10 protein-coding genes and 2 tRNA genes are annotated in these 15502 nt (G+C 73.3%); 6 read left to right on the top strand and 6 right to left on the bottom strand.

All coding sequences use genetic code 11. The annotated features are described in order from the left end of the window. Nucleotides 1-61: 61 nt before the first annotated feature. A tRNA-Ala gene (locus tag POL72_RS21900) sits at nucleotides 62-134 on the top strand. A gap of 446 nt (nucleotides 135-580) precedes the next feature. Here the strand turns inward: POL72_RS21900 and rd are convergent. Both rd and POL72_RS21890 read right to left on the bottom strand, forming a co-directional pair. Next, nucleotides 581-745: a rubredoxin gene (gene rd / locus POL72_RS21895; RefSeq protein WP_012232973.1), complete on the bottom strand. Its 165-nt coding sequence runs from the start codon at nucleotides 743-745 to the stop codon at nucleotides 581-583. Nucleotides 746-911: 166 nt separating this feature from the next. Then, a complete protein-coding gene (locus tag POL72_RS21890) occupies nucleotides 912-1751 on the bottom strand; it encodes an SDR family NAD(P)-dependent oxidoreductase (RefSeq protein WP_272097451.1) in 840 nt (279 codons plus the stop codon). A 486-nt stretch (nucleotides 1752-2237) separates the two neighbouring features. Here POL72_RS21890 and POL72_RS21885 point away from each other — a divergent pair, with 486 nt between their 5' ends. The 4 genes from POL72_RS21885 to POL72_RS21870 all read left to right on the top strand — a co-directional run bounded on the left by POL72_RS21885 (nucleotide 2238) and on the right by POL72_RS21870 (nucleotide 10653). Then, the gene (locus POL72_RS21885; RefSeq protein ID WP_272097450.1) at nucleotides 2238-3356 is read left to right on the top strand and encodes a cytochrome-c peroxidase; all 1119 of its coding nucleotides are present in this window, start codon (nucleotides 2238-2240) and stop codon (nucleotides 3354-3356) included. A gap of 78 nt (nucleotides 3357-3434) precedes the next feature. Beyond that, complete coding sequence (locus POL72_RS21880; RefSeq protein ID WP_272097449.1) at nucleotides 3435-6068, top strand: AAA family ATPase; 2634 nt, start codon at nucleotides 3435-3437, stop codon at nucleotides 6066-6068. Next, entirely contained in the window at nucleotides 6014-7012 is a 999-nt protein-coding gene (locus tag POL72_RS21875; RefSeq protein ID WP_272097448.1) for a hypothetical protein, read from the top strand. The genes POL72_RS21880 and POL72_RS21875 overlap by 55 nt, the downstream gene beginning before the upstream one ends. Before the next feature lie 26 nt (nucleotides 7013-7038). Further along, complete coding sequence (locus tag POL72_RS21870) at nucleotides 7039-10653, top strand: AAA family ATPase (RefSeq protein WP_272097447.1); 3615 nt, start codon at nucleotides 7039-7041, stop codon at nucleotides 10651-10653. Nucleotides 10654-10713: 60 nt separating this feature from the next. Here the strand turns inward: POL72_RS21870 and POL72_RS21865 are convergent, their stop codons facing one another. The 3 genes from POL72_RS21865 to POL72_RS21855 form a co-directional block, all read right to left on the bottom strand. Then, nucleotides 10714-11181, bottom strand: coding sequence for a hypothetical protein (locus POL72_RS21865; protein WP_272097446.1), 468 nt, complete (start codon nucleotides 11179-11181; stop codon nucleotides 10714-10716). Then, entirely contained in the window at nucleotides 11178-11534 is a 357-nt protein-coding gene (locus POL72_RS21860; RefSeq protein ID WP_272097445.1) for a c-type cytochrome, read from the bottom strand. Before POL72_RS21860 ends, POL72_RS21865 begins: the two co-directional genes overlap by 4 nt. A 144-nt stretch (nucleotides 11535-11678) precedes the next feature. Then, nucleotides 11679-14144, bottom strand: coding sequence for a penicillin-binding protein 1A (locus POL72_RS21855; RefSeq protein ID WP_272097444.1), 2466 nt, complete (start codon nucleotides 14142-14144; stop codon nucleotides 11679-11681). 295 nt (nucleotides 14145-14439) lie between these two features. Between POL72_RS21855 and POL72_RS21850 the strand changes: the two genes are divergently transcribed. Next, on the top strand, nucleotides 14440-14790 hold the full coding sequence (locus POL72_RS21850; protein ID WP_272097443.1) for an SET domain-containing protein: 351 nt from the start codon (nucleotides 14440-14442) through the stop codon (nucleotides 14788-14790). Between the two features lie 214 nt (nucleotides 14791-15004). On the opposite strand, the gene POL72_RS21845 is transcribed toward POL72_RS21850, so the two are convergent. Continuing rightward, a tRNA-Cys gene (locus POL72_RS21845) sits at nucleotides 15005-15076 on the bottom strand. Nucleotides 15077-15502 lie beyond the last annotated feature (426 nt).

Raw genomic sequence — 15502 nt, 5'->3', positions numbered from 1 at the left:
AACCGCCATCAATGCTTGACACCAGCGCCCCGGCGAGTAGAGTCCGCGCTCTCGAAAGCGAGGGCCTGTAGCTCAGTTGGGAGAGCGCTAGAATCGCACTCTAGAGGTCGCAGGTTCGATCCCTGTCAGGTCCACCCTCGAAGCAGCTCAGTTCTCTTTCTTAACCGTTCTTCTTCATCCTCCCCGCAATCGCTCTTCACTCGAGAGCGTGCGGCTTCATGAGAAGCGGTCCGCGTAGAGCGTGCGAGCTCACGCGATTGCGCAATGACGCCCGAAGGGGTGTTCTCCTCCGCACCGGGTCGACTCGCAGCGCGCTGAGCTCTCGCCGCGGGGCGCTCGTCGACCTCGCCGTATGCCTCGCTGCGCTGAGCTCCCGCGCGGCTGCGGATGGCGGTCGCCGCGCCGCGTGAGTCAAGCCGGTCCGCGGTCGATGAGGTGGAGCGCCCACCGGGACCGCGCGCTGCGCGATCCGATGCGCTCATCGGCGCGCGGAGGCCGCGCGGCCGATGCGCTCACCCTGCCGGCGCCTCCGCGCTGCCCGGGACTCGGCTCGCCGAGACGGCGCGGAGGCTCGGACCGCTCACTCGTCGATCGGCTCGAAATCGGCCTTGGTCGCGCCGCACTCCGGGCACATCCAGGAGTCAGGCAGGTCCTCGAACGAGGTCCCGGGCGCGATGCCGGTGTCGGGGTCACCGACCCCCGGGTCATAGACGAATCCGCACACCAGACACCGATATTTCTTCATCCGTGGTCCTCCTCAGGATCTCGACGAGCGGCGCAAGACGCTACCACGAGGGCGGACACGACCGCAGATGAACCTTCTGGTCCGCACCGCAGCTCTCGCCGCAGCGCCCAGGTCCTGCGCCTCGGCGCGCCGCCCCGCCGATCGCGGGCCCGAGGGGGCGGGCGCCTCACGGCGGCGCCGGAGCGCCGCGCACCGCGAGCTGCTTCTTCCGCAGCACGCGCGCGATCGGCCAGTAGGCGAGCCGGAGCACCCACCGCGGGCAGATGACGCCGAGATGGATGACGAGCCACGCCACCACCCCGGGCACCACGAGCGCGCGGCCGCGGTCCACCGCGCCGACCAGCGTGCGCGCGCAGCGCTCCGGGGAGATCGAGAGGAGCGCGGGAGGCTCGAGGCCCGTGAAGTTGCCGGCCACCTCGTTGAACTCGGTCCTCACGGGCCCCGGACAGACCTGCGTCACCCGCACGCCGGTGCCGGCGAGGTCGAGGCGGAGCGCTTCGGTAAAGCTCGTGACGAAGTGCTTCGTGCCGACGTACGAGGCCATCCCGGGCCCGAACGTCATCCCGAAGCCGGAGCTCACGTTGGCGATCGCGCCGCGCCCGCGCGACACCATCGGGCCGACGAGCCGGTGCGTGAGGTACGCGAGGCTCGTCACGTTCAGCGCGATCATCTGCTCGGTGCGCGACCACGCGGAGAGGTCGAACACGCCGAGGTCGCCGAAGCCGGCGTTGTTGACGAGGACGTCGACCCCCCCGACCTCGGCCTCGACGGCGAGCAGCATCGCGTCGACCGCGGCCCGATCGGTGACGTCGCAGCCGAAGACGAGCACGGCGAGCGCCGGGCGCGCCGCGACGAGCTCGGCGCGCAGCGCCTCCAGGCGATCCTTGCGGCGCGCGACAAGCACGAGCGCCCGGGCGCGATGGGCGATCTCGTGCGCCAGCGCGCGGCCGATGCCCGACGACGCGCCGGTGATGAGCACGACCCCGCTGTCGATCGGCGATTGCACGGCCGGAAGGGTTGCCCGGCGCCCCCCGGGCGCGCAAGGGGCCCCTCGCCGGCCGGCCTCGTGTCGCCCACGGTCCCGCGCTTCCGCCCTCCCGCGCTTCCGCTATCCGGCGTTTCCGCGTTTCCGCGCTTCCGTTATCCGGCGTTTCCGCGCTCCCACGCTTCCGCCCTCCCGCAGCCCACCTGCCACGCCCCGCAGGCCGCGCGAGCGCGCCGCGCGGCATCTCGGAGAAATTGGGCGAAGCGGAGAAGCGCACCTCGGAGGAGATAGGCGCGCAGGAGGCACCTCGACATCCATTGCGCTACCTTCGAGACCGCGAGTCGCAGCCGACCGGTAACATGCATCACCCCGGAGGCGCCCCCGCGACCGCCGCCAGCACCGCGCCTTGGCCGGCGAGCGCGCCCGACGGCGCGGCCGCGGCGCGCGTTGACGTCCACGGCGGCTCTCTCATACCGTGGACGGCGTCCTCACGAGCCAGGAGACCTCATGCGTTGGCCCTCATCTCTCATCAGTGCGCTCTTCCTCGCCGCCGGGCTGGGCGCCTGCGAACGATCCGCGGATTACGAGCACAAGGCCCCCCCGGCCTCGAACACGGCGAAGCCGGCCGCGACCGCCGCGGCGACAAGCGACGTGAAGCCGCTCGTCTTCGATCCGAAGGACGTCAAGTCCTTCAAGGTCCTGCCCGCCAAATTCGAGAGCGACAAGAACCCGATCACCGATGACAAGGTGACCCTGGGAAGGATGCTGTGGTACGAGACGCGCCTCTCGAAGAACCAAGAGCTCTCCTGCAACTCGTGTCATGGCCTCTCGACCTACGGCGTCGACAACAAGCAGTTCTCCTCCGGGCACAAGGGCCAGCTCGGCGGCCGCAACTCGCCCTCTGCGTACAACGCGGGCTTCCACGTCGCCCAGTTCTGGGACGGCCGCGCGGCCACGCTCGAGGACCAGGCCAAAGGGCCTATCCTGAACCCGGTCGAGATGGCCATGCCGGACGAGAAGCGGGTCATCACGACGCTCAAGTCGATCCCCGACTACGTGAAGCTCTTCAAGGCGGCCTTCCCCGACGACAAGGAGCCGATCACCTACGACAACATGGCCAAGGCGATCGGCGCGTTCGAGCGCGGCCTGGTCACGCCGTCGCGCTTCGACAAGTTCCTGGGCGGCGACGACAAGGCCCTTACCGCCGAGGAGAAGGCCGGCTTCCACAAGTTCATCTCGCTCGGGTGCCCGACCTGCCACACGGGCGTGGCCGTCGGCGGCTCGACGTTCCAGAAGCTCGGCCTCGTGAAGGAGTACCCCGGCCTCAAGGACAACGGGCGCTTCGACGCCACGAAGGACGAGAAGGACAAGTTCTTCTTCCGCGTCCCGAGCCTCAGGAACGTCGAGAAGACCTTCCCGTACTTCCACGACGGCTCGCTCGCGACGCTCGACGAGACCGTGACCAAGATGGCGTGGCACCAGCTCGGCGTGGAGGCCAAGCCCGAAGAGGTGAAGTCGATCGTCGCGTTCCTCAAGTCGCTCACCGGCGACCTCCCGACCGACTACATCAAGCAGCCCGAGCTGCCCAAGAGCGGGCCGACCACGCCCAAGGCCGACCCGACGTGAGCTGATCGCGCTGTTCACGCTGTTCACCTGATTGCGCCGGGAGGGCGGATCGGCTCTGCTCCGCCCTCTCGGATGAGCATGAGCTCCAGCGACGACGGACAATCCGCGCCCGCTCCAGAGGACGGAGCGGGCGCGTCCGCGGAAGGAGCTCGCGACGCGAGCGAGGGGCGCACCTCGAGGGCGCTCGTCTTCGTGCGCGAGCGCTTCGACGGCGCGTGCCTCGCCTTCCCCGTCGCGGCGCCGGACGTCGCGAGCTTCGGCCGCGACGAGGACGTCCTCGTCGAGCAGCAGCTCTTCCTGCGCGAGCACGCCATACGCGCCCGGCCCGAGGCGGTCTCCCGGCTCTCGTTCCCGCAAGGGACGGGGCTCCTCTCCGTGAGCGTCCCCGTCCCGCGCGACGATCTGCCGCGCAAGCTGCGGAACGAGGTGCCGGTGAGCTTCCCCTGCGTCGTCGTGCCGGCCGGCGAGCTGAGCGGGCGCGGGCAGACGGAGACGCCGGCGGAGCGCGGCGACAGCGACGCGTGGGTGCTCGTGCCGAGCCTCGGGCACGCGTTCTACGTGGAGGCGGGCGAGCCGATCGAGGCGGCGATCCGGCACGAGGTGCGCCGGCTGCTCGCGTCGCAGGTCCTGTCGACGTGGGAGCACCTGGGGCTCCTGCCCGGGAGCGCGCACCGCCTGGAGGTGCTCCACACGCGGCTGCCCGAGCCCGAGCGCGCGGGCGGGCACGGGCCGCGCGGCGCCTCGATCGTGGAGCGCGCGCGGCGGAAGAAGGCGGTGGAGGCGCTCGTCGCGGTGGCGACGCCGCTCCACGTGGCGGCGCAGCGGAGCCCGCACGCGGCGCCGCCGCTCGCCTGCCGCGACGCGGAGCTCGCGCGCCTCGCGGCGCTGCTCGACGGCGAGGAGCGCCTCGGCGTGCTGCTCGTGGGCCCGGAGCACGCCGGGAAGACCGCGCTCGCGCTGGCGTACGTCGCCCGCCAGACGCGGCTCGTCTACGCGACGTCGGGCGCGCAGCTCATCGCGGGCATGAGCGGGCTCGGGCAGTGGCAGGAGCGCATCCACGGCGTGATGGAGGCCGCCGCCGCGCTCGACGCGGTGCTCTACTTCGAGAACCTCGACGACCTCCTGGCCGAGCGCGTCGACGGGGGCCACGTGGACCTGGCCGGCGCGATGCGGCCCTACCTCGACGAGGGGCGGGTGCGCGTCCTGTGCGAGCTCCGGGACGACCGGCTCGACGCGCTCGAGGGGCGGCACTGGGCGTTCTTCGCGGGCCTGAGCCGCATCCGGATCGATCCGCTCTCGGCCGCCGATACCCGGAAGGCGCTCGGCGCGCGCGCCGAGCGCGACGCGCGCGTCGAGCCGCACCGCCCCGCGGTCGCGGCCGACGCGCTGACGGCGCTCGTCGATCTCGCGGAGCGCTACCTGCCGTACAGCGCGTTTCCCGGCAAGGCGGTCCGCCTCTACGAGGACCTGCGCGCCGTGCACGAGCGGGAGCGGACAGCGCAGGGGGAGCCGGTCACGCTCGGGCGGGGCGATCTCTACGAGCTGTTCTCGATGCGCACAGGGATGCCGGCGTTCTTGCTGCGCGACGATCTCCCGCTCCGCGTCGACCGCGTGGCGCGCGCCCTCGGCGCGAGCGTGGTCGGGCAGGAGCGCGCGGTGCGCGCGCTCGCCGAGACGATCGCCGTGGTGAAGGCGGGGCTCTCGCCGCCCGACAAGCCGCTCGCGGCGTTCCTCTTCGTGGGGCCGACGGGCGTCGGCAAGACCGAGCTGGCCCGCGCGCTCGCCGGGCTGCTCTTCGGCTCGCCCGATCGGCTCTCGCGGTTCGACATGAGCGAGTTCTCGAGCGAGGGCGCGGCCGATCGCCTGATCCGCGGGACCGACGGCGCGGGCGGGCTGCTCACGCAGCGCGTGCGCGAGCAGCCGTTCTGCGTGCTCCTGCTCGACGAGATCGAGAAGGCCCACCGGGCCGTGTTCGATCTCCTGCTGCAGGTGCTCGGCGAGGGGCGCCTGTCCGACGCGCGCGGCAGGACGGCGTACTTCCACAACGCGATCGTGATCATGACCTCGAACCTCGGCGCGGCGGAGCGGCGCGCGCGGGCCGGGTTCGCCGGCGAGCGGGGCGCGGAGCGGCCGGAGGAGCAGGCCGCGCTGGACGAGGCGCACTACCAGCGCGTCGTCGCGGGCGCGTTCCGGCAGGAGTTCGTGAACCGCATCGATCGCGTCGTGCCGTTCCGGGCGCTGACCCGCGCGGAGCTCGCCGAGGTCGCGCGCCTCACGGCGCAGCGCCTCGCCCAGCGCCGCGGGCTGTCGGAGGCGGGCGTCGCGCTCGAGGTGTCGGAGCGGGCGCTCGCGCGGCTCGCCGAGGACGGCCACGCGCCGGCGTACGGGGCGCGGGCGCTGCGCCGGCACGTCGAGGAGCACCTCGCGGCGCCGCTCGCGCGGCTGCTCGCGAAGCTCGGGGGCGACGCGCGGGAGCTCACGGTGTGGGTGGCCGAGGCGGGCGAGCCTGACGCGGCGGCGCCCGCCGACGGCGCCGTCGTGGCCCGCGCCGAGACGCCCGCGCTCCGCCTCGTGGCGCGGCGGCGGCGCGCGGCGAAGGCGGCGCAGCAGGCGTTCGGCGTCGAGCAGCTCGGCGAGCTCCGGCGCGAGGTGGACCGGTGGATGGGCCTCGGGCCGCTCGAGCAGCTCAAGAGCAGATCGACTTCCTGCTGACGCAGCTGAGCCTCGCGAGCGGGCCGTCGCGCGATCGGCGGAAGGAGATCGACGCCGCGGCGCTGCAGGCGGAGCACCACCGGCTGAGCGAGCTCTGGGGGCAGCTCGAGCGCGCGCAGGAGGAGATGCACGGCGTCGAAGAGCTCGCCCTGATGGCGCTGCTCGAGGGCGAGGAGGTGCGCGGGCTCGCGGGCGAGGCGCGCGCGGCGTGGGACGGCGTGCGCAAGGTGCTGCCCCGCGCGCTCGTCGCGACCGAGTCGCGCCGCGACGCGATCACGCTGATCCTGGAGGAGCTCGACGCGGGGGCGTTCGAGCGGTGGCTCGCGCCGCTCCTCAGGCAGCTCCCGCGGCGCGGGTGGAGCGCGACGCTGCACATCGACGGCGAGCGGGCCGGGCCCAACGACGGCGCGTGGCCCGCGAGCCGGCGGTGGGGCCCGCCGCGCGCCCCGGGCGACGTGCTGGAGGCGCTCGACAAGCCGAAGCGCGGGTTCCGGAGCGTGCTCCTCCGCTGCACCGGCGCGTACGCCGGGGCGTTCCTCTCGCTGGAGCGAGGGCTCCACCGGGTGGTCGCGCGCAAGCGGGACGCGGGCGAGGCTTCGGACGACGGCCGGATGCACGTGTTCGTGCACTTCGTCGCGCACGCGGCCGACATCGCCGAGGACCAGTGGGAGCACAGGTCGCTCGCCCCGCCGCCCGCCGGCTCGGCCGCGGCGCGGCGGCGCGGGGCGGCCGCGCGCGAGCTCGACGAGGTCGAGGGCGCGGCGCTGATCGCGGGGCGCAGGGCGCGGATCGCGATGGACCCGGCCTGGTACTGGGAGCGGCTCGACGAGGTCGCGCTGACGCACCTGCTCCTGTTCGAGGACGAGGGGAGCGGGCTGGATCGGAGCGAGTACTTCAGCGCAGGCGGGGACGGCGCGGCGCTGGATGATTTGCACGACGCCTGACCTGGCGTAGCCACTACCCTGAGGCCGTGCACTTCACGATCCCGCTCTTCGAACGGCGGACCACGAACGTCGAGTGCGTGACGCTCGGCCTCGGCCCGAGCACGCGCTCGCGGGAGGGGCGGCACTCGGAGCGCGTCCGGCGCCTGCTCACCGACGAGCTCAGGCCCGTCTTCGAGAAGGCGCGCGCGGCCGAGATCGCGCGCTTCGAGTTTCCCCGCGGCATCCGGCTCGAGAAGGTGCGCCTCGAGCTCACGCTCTCCGGCGCCGCCGACCGGCGCAAGGTGAGCGGGCTCTGCCCCGTCGTGCTCGAGCCGCGCTGGGCCTCGGAGCAGGAGCGCATCGTCTTCGCCTACCACCCCGCCCGCCAGGGCGAGGCCGCGCCGATCCGCGAGGATCTCCCGCTGGACGAGCAGCTCCGCGCGCTGTTCCAGGTCGCGTGGGCCGCGCTCGACGACGACGAGATCGCGCGGCTCTGGAGCCGGGGCAAGGAGCGCATCACGGCGCTGTCGTTCTCGTGCGCCCCGCGCTCGGCGCTCGCCGATCTGCCGGATCGACCGGGCGACGACGACACCGGCGCCGATCCGGCGTTCCGCTGGAAGAAGCGCCGGGGCCTCAAGGTCCTGCCGAGCCTCGGCGTGAGCCTCACGCAGCGCGCGGCCCAGGGCAACCTCGACGCGGGCGTGCCGCGATCGCCGCAGCGCGAGCAGCTCGCGCTGCTGCTCGGCGCGGGCAGGGCGCAGCCGGTCGTCGTCGTCGGCCCGCCGGGGTGCGGCAAGACGACCCTGATCCACCGGGCGGTGCTCGATCTCCTCGCGGCCGACGGGTACGGCGCGCACAAGAACCTCGACCGCGTCCGCGACGTCTTCGCCGTGAGCGGCCGCAGGCTCATCGCCGGGATGAGCCACCTCGGCGACTGGGAGAAGCGGTGCGTCGAGCTCGTCGACGACGCGCGCAGCCGGGGCGCGATCCTCGTGATCGACGACCTCCACCACTTCGGCCGGATCGGCAGGTCGCGCGAGAGCGAGCGCTCGCTCGCCGATTTCTTCCGCGGCCCGCTCTCCCGCCGCGAGATCGTGATGGTCGGCGAGTGCTCCCCCGAGGCGTTCCGCCTCCTCGAGCAGGAGTCCCCGTCGTTCGCGGCCCTGTTCACGCCGCTCTTCCTCCCCGAGGCGACGCCCTCCGAGACGTTCCGCCTCATGGTGCGGGAGGTCCGCGCGCTCGAGCAGCGCCACGCCGCCCGCGTGAGCCCGTACGTGCTGCGGACGATCCTCGATCTCGGCGGCTCGCTCCTCTCGGCGCAGGCGCTGCCGGGCAAGGCCGTCGACCTCCTGCGCGAGGTCGTCCGCGCGGGCGTGACGCCCTCGTCCTCCGGGGAGCCGGGACCGGCGCGCGGCCACGCGTCGCGATCGGTCGGCTCGCAGGACGTGCTGCGGCTCCTGTCGCAGAAGACCGGCGTACCGCGGCTCCTCCTGGGCGGCGACGAGCCGCTCGACGCCGGCGCGCTGGAGGAGGAGCTCGGCCGGCGGGTGATCGGCCAGCCGGAGGCCGTGCGCGCCGCCGCGGACCTCGTGGCGCGCATCAAGGCGGGCCTCGTGGATCCGCGGCGCCCGTACGGCGTGTACCTGTTCACAGGGCCGACGGGGACCGGCAAGACCGAGCTCGCCAGGTGCATGGCGGAGCTCATCTACGGCAGCGCGTCGCGCCTGCTCCGCTTCGACATGAGCGAGCAGAGCGGCCCGGACGCGCCGGCGCGGCTCGTCGGCGATCGCTACGCGCCCGACGGGCTCCTGACGCAGCGGGTGCGGGAGCAGCCGTTCTCGCTGGTGCTGCTCGACGAGATCGAGAAGGCGCACCCGTCGGTGCACGGCCTCTTGCTCCAGCTCTTCGAGGACGGGCGGCTCACGGACGCGGCGGCGAGGCCCGCGCACTTCCACCACGCGGTCGTGGTGATGACGTCCAACCTGGGCGCGCGGTCGCGGGCGCTGGTGGGCTTCGGCGGCGCGGGACTGCCCGAGGCGCGGGCGCTCGCGATCGCGGAGGAGTCGGCCCAGGAGGTCGCGCGGGCGGTGCGCGACTTCTTCCCGCCCGAGCTGTTCAACCGGATCGACCGCGTCGTGCCGTTCCGGCCGCTGACGCCCGAGGTGGCGGTGCGGGTGGCCGAGAAGGAGCTCGACCGGCTGCTCGCCCGGCGCGGGCTCGCCGAGCGGAGCGCCTTCGTGCGCCGGGGCGCCGGCGTGGCCGAGCGGATCGCGCGCGAGGCGTTCGTTGCCGAGGACGGCGCCCGCTCGGTGAAGCGGTTCATCGAGGACGAGATCGGATCGCTGCTGAGCGACGCGCTCACCCGCGGCGCGCCCGCCGCGATGCAGGTGATCCGCATCTTCACGACCGCGCGCAGCGACGGCGCCGCGTCACCCGGGTCACCCGAGTCGCCCGCGTCACCCACGTTTGCGCTGCACCGCGAGGCGCTCGCGGAGGCCGAGCCCGCGGCCGCGGCGTGGGCCCTCGCGCCGCTCATGGCGAGGCCGCTCGGCGCGCTCACGGCGGAGCTCTCGCCGCTGCTCGAGTTCGTCGACGCGCTCGATCGGAGCGACGACCTCGCGCGCCTCTCCGAGCGGATCCGCTACCACCTCGCGGAGCACAGCCGGACCGCGGCGGAGGGGCCCGAGGCGCACGAGCACGCGGAGGCGGTCTACAACCTCGACGCCATGCGCGGCGCGATCCGGGCGTTCCGCGAGCGGATCGACCTCGTCCGGCGGCGGAGCGGCGACGACGACGAGCAGCAGCACCTCGACCTGGAGGTCCGGCGGTTCGGCTACGTGACGGTCGAGGACGAGTGGAGCCGCTCCAGGGTGCGCCTGTTCCACCGGCGCCAGCTGCCGGGCCCGCTGCGCCGGCCGGCGAAGCAGGAGGTCCTTGAGTGCATCGCGGAGGGCCACGCGCTCCGGCGCGCGCTCCGCAAGGTGGACGAGCCGGGCCAGCACGCGGTCCTCATCGAGCTGCTCCGCGCGGCGCGCTTCGACGAGAGGCCGGCCGGCGCGCGCGACGAGCCCGAGGAGGGGCTCTTCGAGGCGCTCGCGCGCGCCTACGGCGAGGCGGGGGGTGAGGTGGAGGGGTGGGCCTGCGCGCCCCTCTGCAGCGCGTCCGACGGCGACGGGCACGCGCGCGTGGTCGAGCAGGGCCGCGGGGCGGCGGGGCTCGAGGCGATGCTCGCCGCCCCCGGGCGCGGGGCCGAGCTCCTCGTCCTGAGCGTCGTGGGCCTGTGCGTGACGGACTTCTTCGAGCTGGAGACGGGCGCGCACGTCTGGACGTCGCTCTCGCGCGGCCCCGAGGTGGTGCGGGTGCGCGTCCTGCCGGCCCGGCCGGGCCTCTCGCCGGCGGGCGCGGTCCGGGAGCACCTCGAGCTGCAGGCGGCGTTCGACGAGGCGGCGCGGCGCGGGCACGCGCTCCCGCCGAACCCGGCCGAGCTCCTCCCGGTGGTGCGACGGGTCCGGTTCGACCCGCCGCGCCGCCCGGGCGCGACGGCGCCTATCGAGATCGAGGACTACGTGATGGGGTATGCCGAGTCGGCGCTGGTGCGGAGCCTGTCGCAGGCGCTGGCGCCGCTGTGGCTGCTCCGGATGAGCCGGGAGGACGTCGCGTAAGCCCGTAAGCCGGCGCGCCCCGGGCTGCTGCTCCGGGAACGCGCGGCGGTGGGCGGCCTCTCAGGGCAGCCGGAAGAGCGGGCGACCGTACTCCATGAAGGGCCACGGGATGGCGGCGAGGATGACGAGCAGCGTGAAGAGGACGCCGAGCGCCAGGCGCCGGTGCTGCGCGGTGGGGTCCGGGGCTCGCTTCACCCGGGCCCAGGCGACGTGGGCGACCGCCACCGCCACGATCATGGTGAAGATGTGCTCGACGGCGAAGAAGCGCAGCGCCGCGATGGGCATGGCGGCCTTCAGCGCGGCCAGCGACGTGGGCCTGAGCGGGCTGAGCGCGGTGTAGAGCAGGATGCCGAGGAGGAACTGGGCGTCGAGCGAGCCGACGAACGCCGCGCCGACCTTGCGATCCGCCGCCGTCCACGGCCCCCGCTGGGCCCAGCCACGGACCGACCGCGCGAGCGCCAGGAGCCCGAGCAGCAGGACGACCCAGCGCAGCCACGAGTGCGCGACGAGGACGAACGAATAGATCATGGACCCTGCTTTCCGGCCGCGGTGCCGGCCTCGATGATGTACTGCGCGATGTCGGCGAGATCCGACTCCCGGACGCCGCGGAAGCTGGGCATCGGGGGGACGTCGGCGCGCTTGCGCCCCGGGGTCACGGCCCAGCGGACGATGCCCGCGGGATCGGCCCTGTAGAGCCCTGCGATCTCGCTGAGCGGAGGGCCGACCAGCTTGGAGCTGGGGGCGTGGCACGCCGCGCAGAGGGTGGAGAACATGGCCTTGCCCTTCGCGGCCTGCGGCGAGAGCGCGACCGCCTCCTCGGCGGGCCTCTTGCACGCGGCCACGAGCAGGAGCAGGGCGGCGAGGATCGGCGACCACTTCATGCGGGCGGCCCGGAACATAGCGCGCGGCGGCCCGCGTGGGGCCGGCGTCGCGCTGCGAGGATCACAAGGGCGCCGCGCGCCCGGCCAGCCCGACATGGAGGCCGCGGCGCAGGGCGCAGGGGAAACGCCGTCGCATCACGACGGTCACTGCGTCTTGAAGAGGTCCAGGATCCCCTGCCCGATCGCGGCCGGGTCCGGCACCGCGACGCCGGTCGGCTCGGTGCCCTCGAGGAACACCTCCTCCACAGCGCCCTCCTGGCCGGGGAACGCCGGCATCCCGCTCTCCGGGTCGATCGGGAGGCGCACGATTCCGAGCGGCTCCGGGAAGTCGGTCGCCGGCCGCCCCGCGTGCGCCTTCTCCATGAACGCGATGAACGCCGGCAGGGCGGCGCTGCTGCCCACCTCGCGCGCGCCGAGCGTCGTGGCGTCGTCGAAGCCGGTCCACACGGCGCACGCGATGTCGGTCGAGTAGCCGACGAACCACGCGTCCCTCGCGTCGTTCGTCGTCCCGGTCTTTCCGGCGATCGGCCGGCGCAGCGAGAGCGCCTGCTTCGCCGTGCCGACCTTCACGACCGAGGTGAGCAGGTCCGTCGTGATGTACGCCTCCGCCGCGGTCATCACCGGGCGCGGCGGGGGCCGCGCCGGCAGGGGCAGCGCCTCGCCGCGCGGGCCCGCGATCCTCGTCACGAGGACGGGCTCCTGGTACGCGCCGCCCGCGGCGAACGTCGCGTAGGCGGCCGCCATCTCGCGCGGGGTCACCTCGTAGGAGCCGAGCGCGAGGGACAGGTCCGCGCCGAGCTTCGACGCGATCCCGAGCTCCCGCGCCCACGCGACCACGCCCTCGGGGCCGACGTCCCGGAGCGCCGACACCGCGGCCACGTTCACGCTGTGGGCGAGCGCCTCGCGCAGGCGCTTCGGGCTCTGCCCTTCGCTCTCGTCGTAGTTGCCGGGCCGATAGCCCTCGAGCGCCGCCGGATCGGTCTCGAGCATCGACGCGGCCGTGAGCTTTCGCGAATGGATGCCGTAGCCGTAGACGATCGCCTTGAAGGTCGATCCTGGCTGGCGGTGCGCGTTGCTCGCCCGATCGAGGCCGCCGCGCGCGCCCTCGTAGCCGCCGGCGAGCGCGACGATCTCGCGCGTGCGCGCGTCGATCGCGACGAGCGCCCCCTGCGGGCCGAGGTCGAGCCGGAGCTTGCCGGCCTCGGGATCGCCCTCGAAGCGCACGCGCAGCACCTTGCCGACCTCGGCGAAGCGGCTCGGCGGGAGCCCGCGCGGGTTGTATCGGCGCTCCTTGCGCAGATCGACGGTGCCTTGCGCCGTGCCGACGCGGACGGCCAGCGTCCCGCGCGCGTCGTCGGCGCCGGTCACCGCGCCGAGGTAGGCGCGGCCCGCGTCCTTGGGCGCGCCCTGGAAGGGCGCCGGATCCCCCTTGGCGCGGGTGAACGGCGCGACGAGCCCGTGCCGCGCGGCGTAGGCGTCGAGGTTCTGGCGCACCGCCGCGCGCGCCGCGGCCTGCATCTTCGGGTCGATCGAGGTCACGACCGTGTAGCCGCCGTACCTCGCGTCGGGCCCGACGGCCTTCCGCAGCGCGCGCTCGGCCTCGGCGAGGACCTCGGGCGCGAGCTCGTCCAGGTGCTCCGGCTCGGGCGCGAGGCGGATCGGCTCCGCGAGCGCGGCGTCGATCTGCGCCGCGGGCAGGAAGCGCTTCTCGCGCATCTGACCGAGCACGAAGGCGCGGCGCTTCTCGGCGCGCTCCTTGTTCACGCGCGGCGAGTAGATGGAGGGCCCCTTCACGAGGCCCGCGAGGAGCGCCGCCTCGGCCAGCGTGACCTGACGGACGCTCTTGCCGAAGTAGAACCGCGCCGCCTCCTCGACCCCGTAGCGCCCGTGCCCGAAGTAGATGTGGTTCAGGTAGAGCTCGAGGATCTGGTCCTTCGTGAGCTCCTGCTCGATACGGCGCGCGAGGAGGAGCTCGCGCACCTTCCGGTCCAGCGTGCGCTCGTGCGTGAGCAGCACGTTCTTCACGACCTGCTGGGTGATCGTGCTGCCGCCCTGGCGCGCCTCCGCCGAGCGCAGATTGACGATCAGCGCGCGGAGCATGCCCAGGTAATTGAGGCCGTCGTGTTTGTAGAACCTGGCGTCCTCGGCCGCGAGCGCCGCGAGGCTCATCACCGGCGGGATCTCGATGACGGGCACGAGCGTCCGGCGCTCGACGAAGAGCTCACCGATGACGGTGCCGTCGCGCGCGAGGAACCGCGTCACCTGCGGCGGGTTGTAGCTCTTGAGCTCCTCGGTGGTCGGCAGGTCGCGCTCGTAGTGATGGACGACGAGGAAGAAGGCGACCACGGCGACGGCAAGGAGGCAGGCGAGGGCGATCGCGAGCCGCTTTCCCCAGCGGAGGAGCAGCGCGCGGGGCGGCAGCTTGGGCCGCGGCGCGCGGGGCTCCCGCCGCAAGAGCGCGCCCAGCGCCGCTCGCAAGAGCGCGCCCAGCGCCGCTCGCGCACGCTCGGCCGCGGACCGCCGTGGGGACCAGAGCCGCGTCGGCGCGCGCTCGCTCGGCGAGGGGCCTGAGCCATCGGCGCCACCGTCATCGGGGAGCGTACGTTCCACGGGTGCGGCCCGATCGCTCGATGCGTCGGGCGGCACGACGGGCTTTCGCGGGAGATCCGAGGCCATGCGTCAGCGCGCCGGAATCACCAGCCCCATCGCGGCGGTGAGCCGATCCAGCCACGCCACAATATCACGAGCCCGGACCTCGACGCAGAGGCCTCATGGCTGCCGGCGTCCCAGCCGTGGAGCGCAAAATTTTTGGTGCGGGCATCGGCCCATGGCAGGCTGCGGCGAGACCTGGAGAAGAGGTGAGAGGCGCCGCGCCCTCGCCGGCCCGATCGATAACGCCGTGCCCATGACGAAGCTCAAGATTGGCTCAAGTGGAGAGAGGGGTCTCGGCGTCTTCGCGTGCGGCCTCATCGCGAAGGACGAGACGGTCGAGCGTGTGCCGGTGATCGTGCTCCCGGATCCGCAGTGGGAGCTGCTCGAGCAGACGGCGCTCCACGCGTATTACTTCCTCTGGGGAGAGCACGCGGCGGCGATCCCGACCGGGCTCGGGATGCTGTACAACCACTCCCCCGAGCCAAACGCAAAGGTCATCCGACACCTCGAGTCGAGGGAGATGGAGATCGTCGCCGTGCGCGACATCCATCCAGGCGAAGAGGTGACGTTCCGCTACGAGTCCGTCTGGTTCCCTCTGAAGTAATCTCTTCCGAGGTGCTCCATGGCGGGGCGCATCTTCGTGCGTTACGGGCTCATCGGCGCCGTTCGGCTCGATCCGTTGGATCCAGAACCGTGGCGCACGAAGTATCGCCGCTGCCCGCTGCGACAACTCTCGGACGTCGATCGAGGCGTCGTGGTGCGCGATGCTGGGCACCGTCGCATGCCACCGGCAGAGTCGAACTGTGACGTCCGTGCGGAGGTGAGGACGGGATTCGAACCCGCGTATAACGGTTTTGCAAACCGTTGCCTAACCACTTGGCTACCTCACCGACTGTTCGAAGCGGCGCGTGGTCATGCCTCATCTCCGCCCGGCTGTCAACGCCTTTGGTGCCCCCCGTCTCCATTCACGATTCACGCGGCCGAGCCGCCTCTTCCGCCAGCGCTCCGCCGCGCTCGTCCAGTCGCCGTTCAGTCGCCGTTCAGTCGCCGTTCTCGCTCTGTCTTCCAGCTTCCAGCTTCCAGCTCCCTCCGTCCCGATCCTGGAGCCGGCGGAGGGGGGAGGAGAGCGCACGGCGCGCGCTGGGGACGGGCCGCTGTCCGAGCGACTCTGCGCCTGCGTTCATCTCGCGAAGCGAGGTGAACGCAGGCGTTCACGCGAGTTCGGCGGGGCCCCAGCGCGCGCCGTGCGCTCCCCCTCCCCCCTCCGCCGGCCGCTGCCCCTTGGAGGCGGCCTCCGCGCGTTCCCCCGCAGCCCT

It is taken from the genome of Sorangium aterium (assembly GCF_028368935.1).
GTDB lineage: Bacteria > Myxococcota_A > Polyangia > Polyangiales > Polyangiaceae > Sorangium > Sorangium atrum.
The sequence above is the reverse complement of the archived record's forward strand: the minus strand, read 5'-3'. Positions and strand labels throughout refer to the sequence as shown.

Excerpts from the sequence above, each read along its gene's own strand:
- POL72_RS21860 (WP_272097445.1), bottom strand. The coding sequence starts at position 11,534 with ATGAAGTGGTCGCCGATCCTCGCCGCCCTGCTCCTGCTCGTGGCCGCG.
- POL72_RS21865 (WP_272097446.1), bottom strand. The coding sequence starts at position 11,181 with ATGATCTATTCGTTCGTCCTCGTCGCGCACTCGTGGCTGCGCTGGGTC.
- POL72_RS21885 (WP_272097450.1), top strand. The coding sequence starts at position 2,238 with ATGCGTTGGCCCTCATCTCTCATCAGTGCGCTCTTCCTCGCCGCCGGG.
- POL72_RS21850 (WP_272097443.1), top strand. The coding sequence starts at position 14,440 with ATGACGAAGCTCAAGATTGGCTCAAGTGGAGAGAGGGGTCTCGGCGTC.
- rd (WP_012232973.1), bottom strand. The coding sequence starts at position 745 with ATGAAGAAATATCGGTGTCTGGTGTGCGGATTCGTCTATGACCCGGGG.
- POL72_RS21880 (WP_272097449.1), top strand. The coding sequence starts at position 3,435 with ATGAGCTCCAGCGACGACGGACAATCCGCGCCCGCTCCAGAGGACGGA.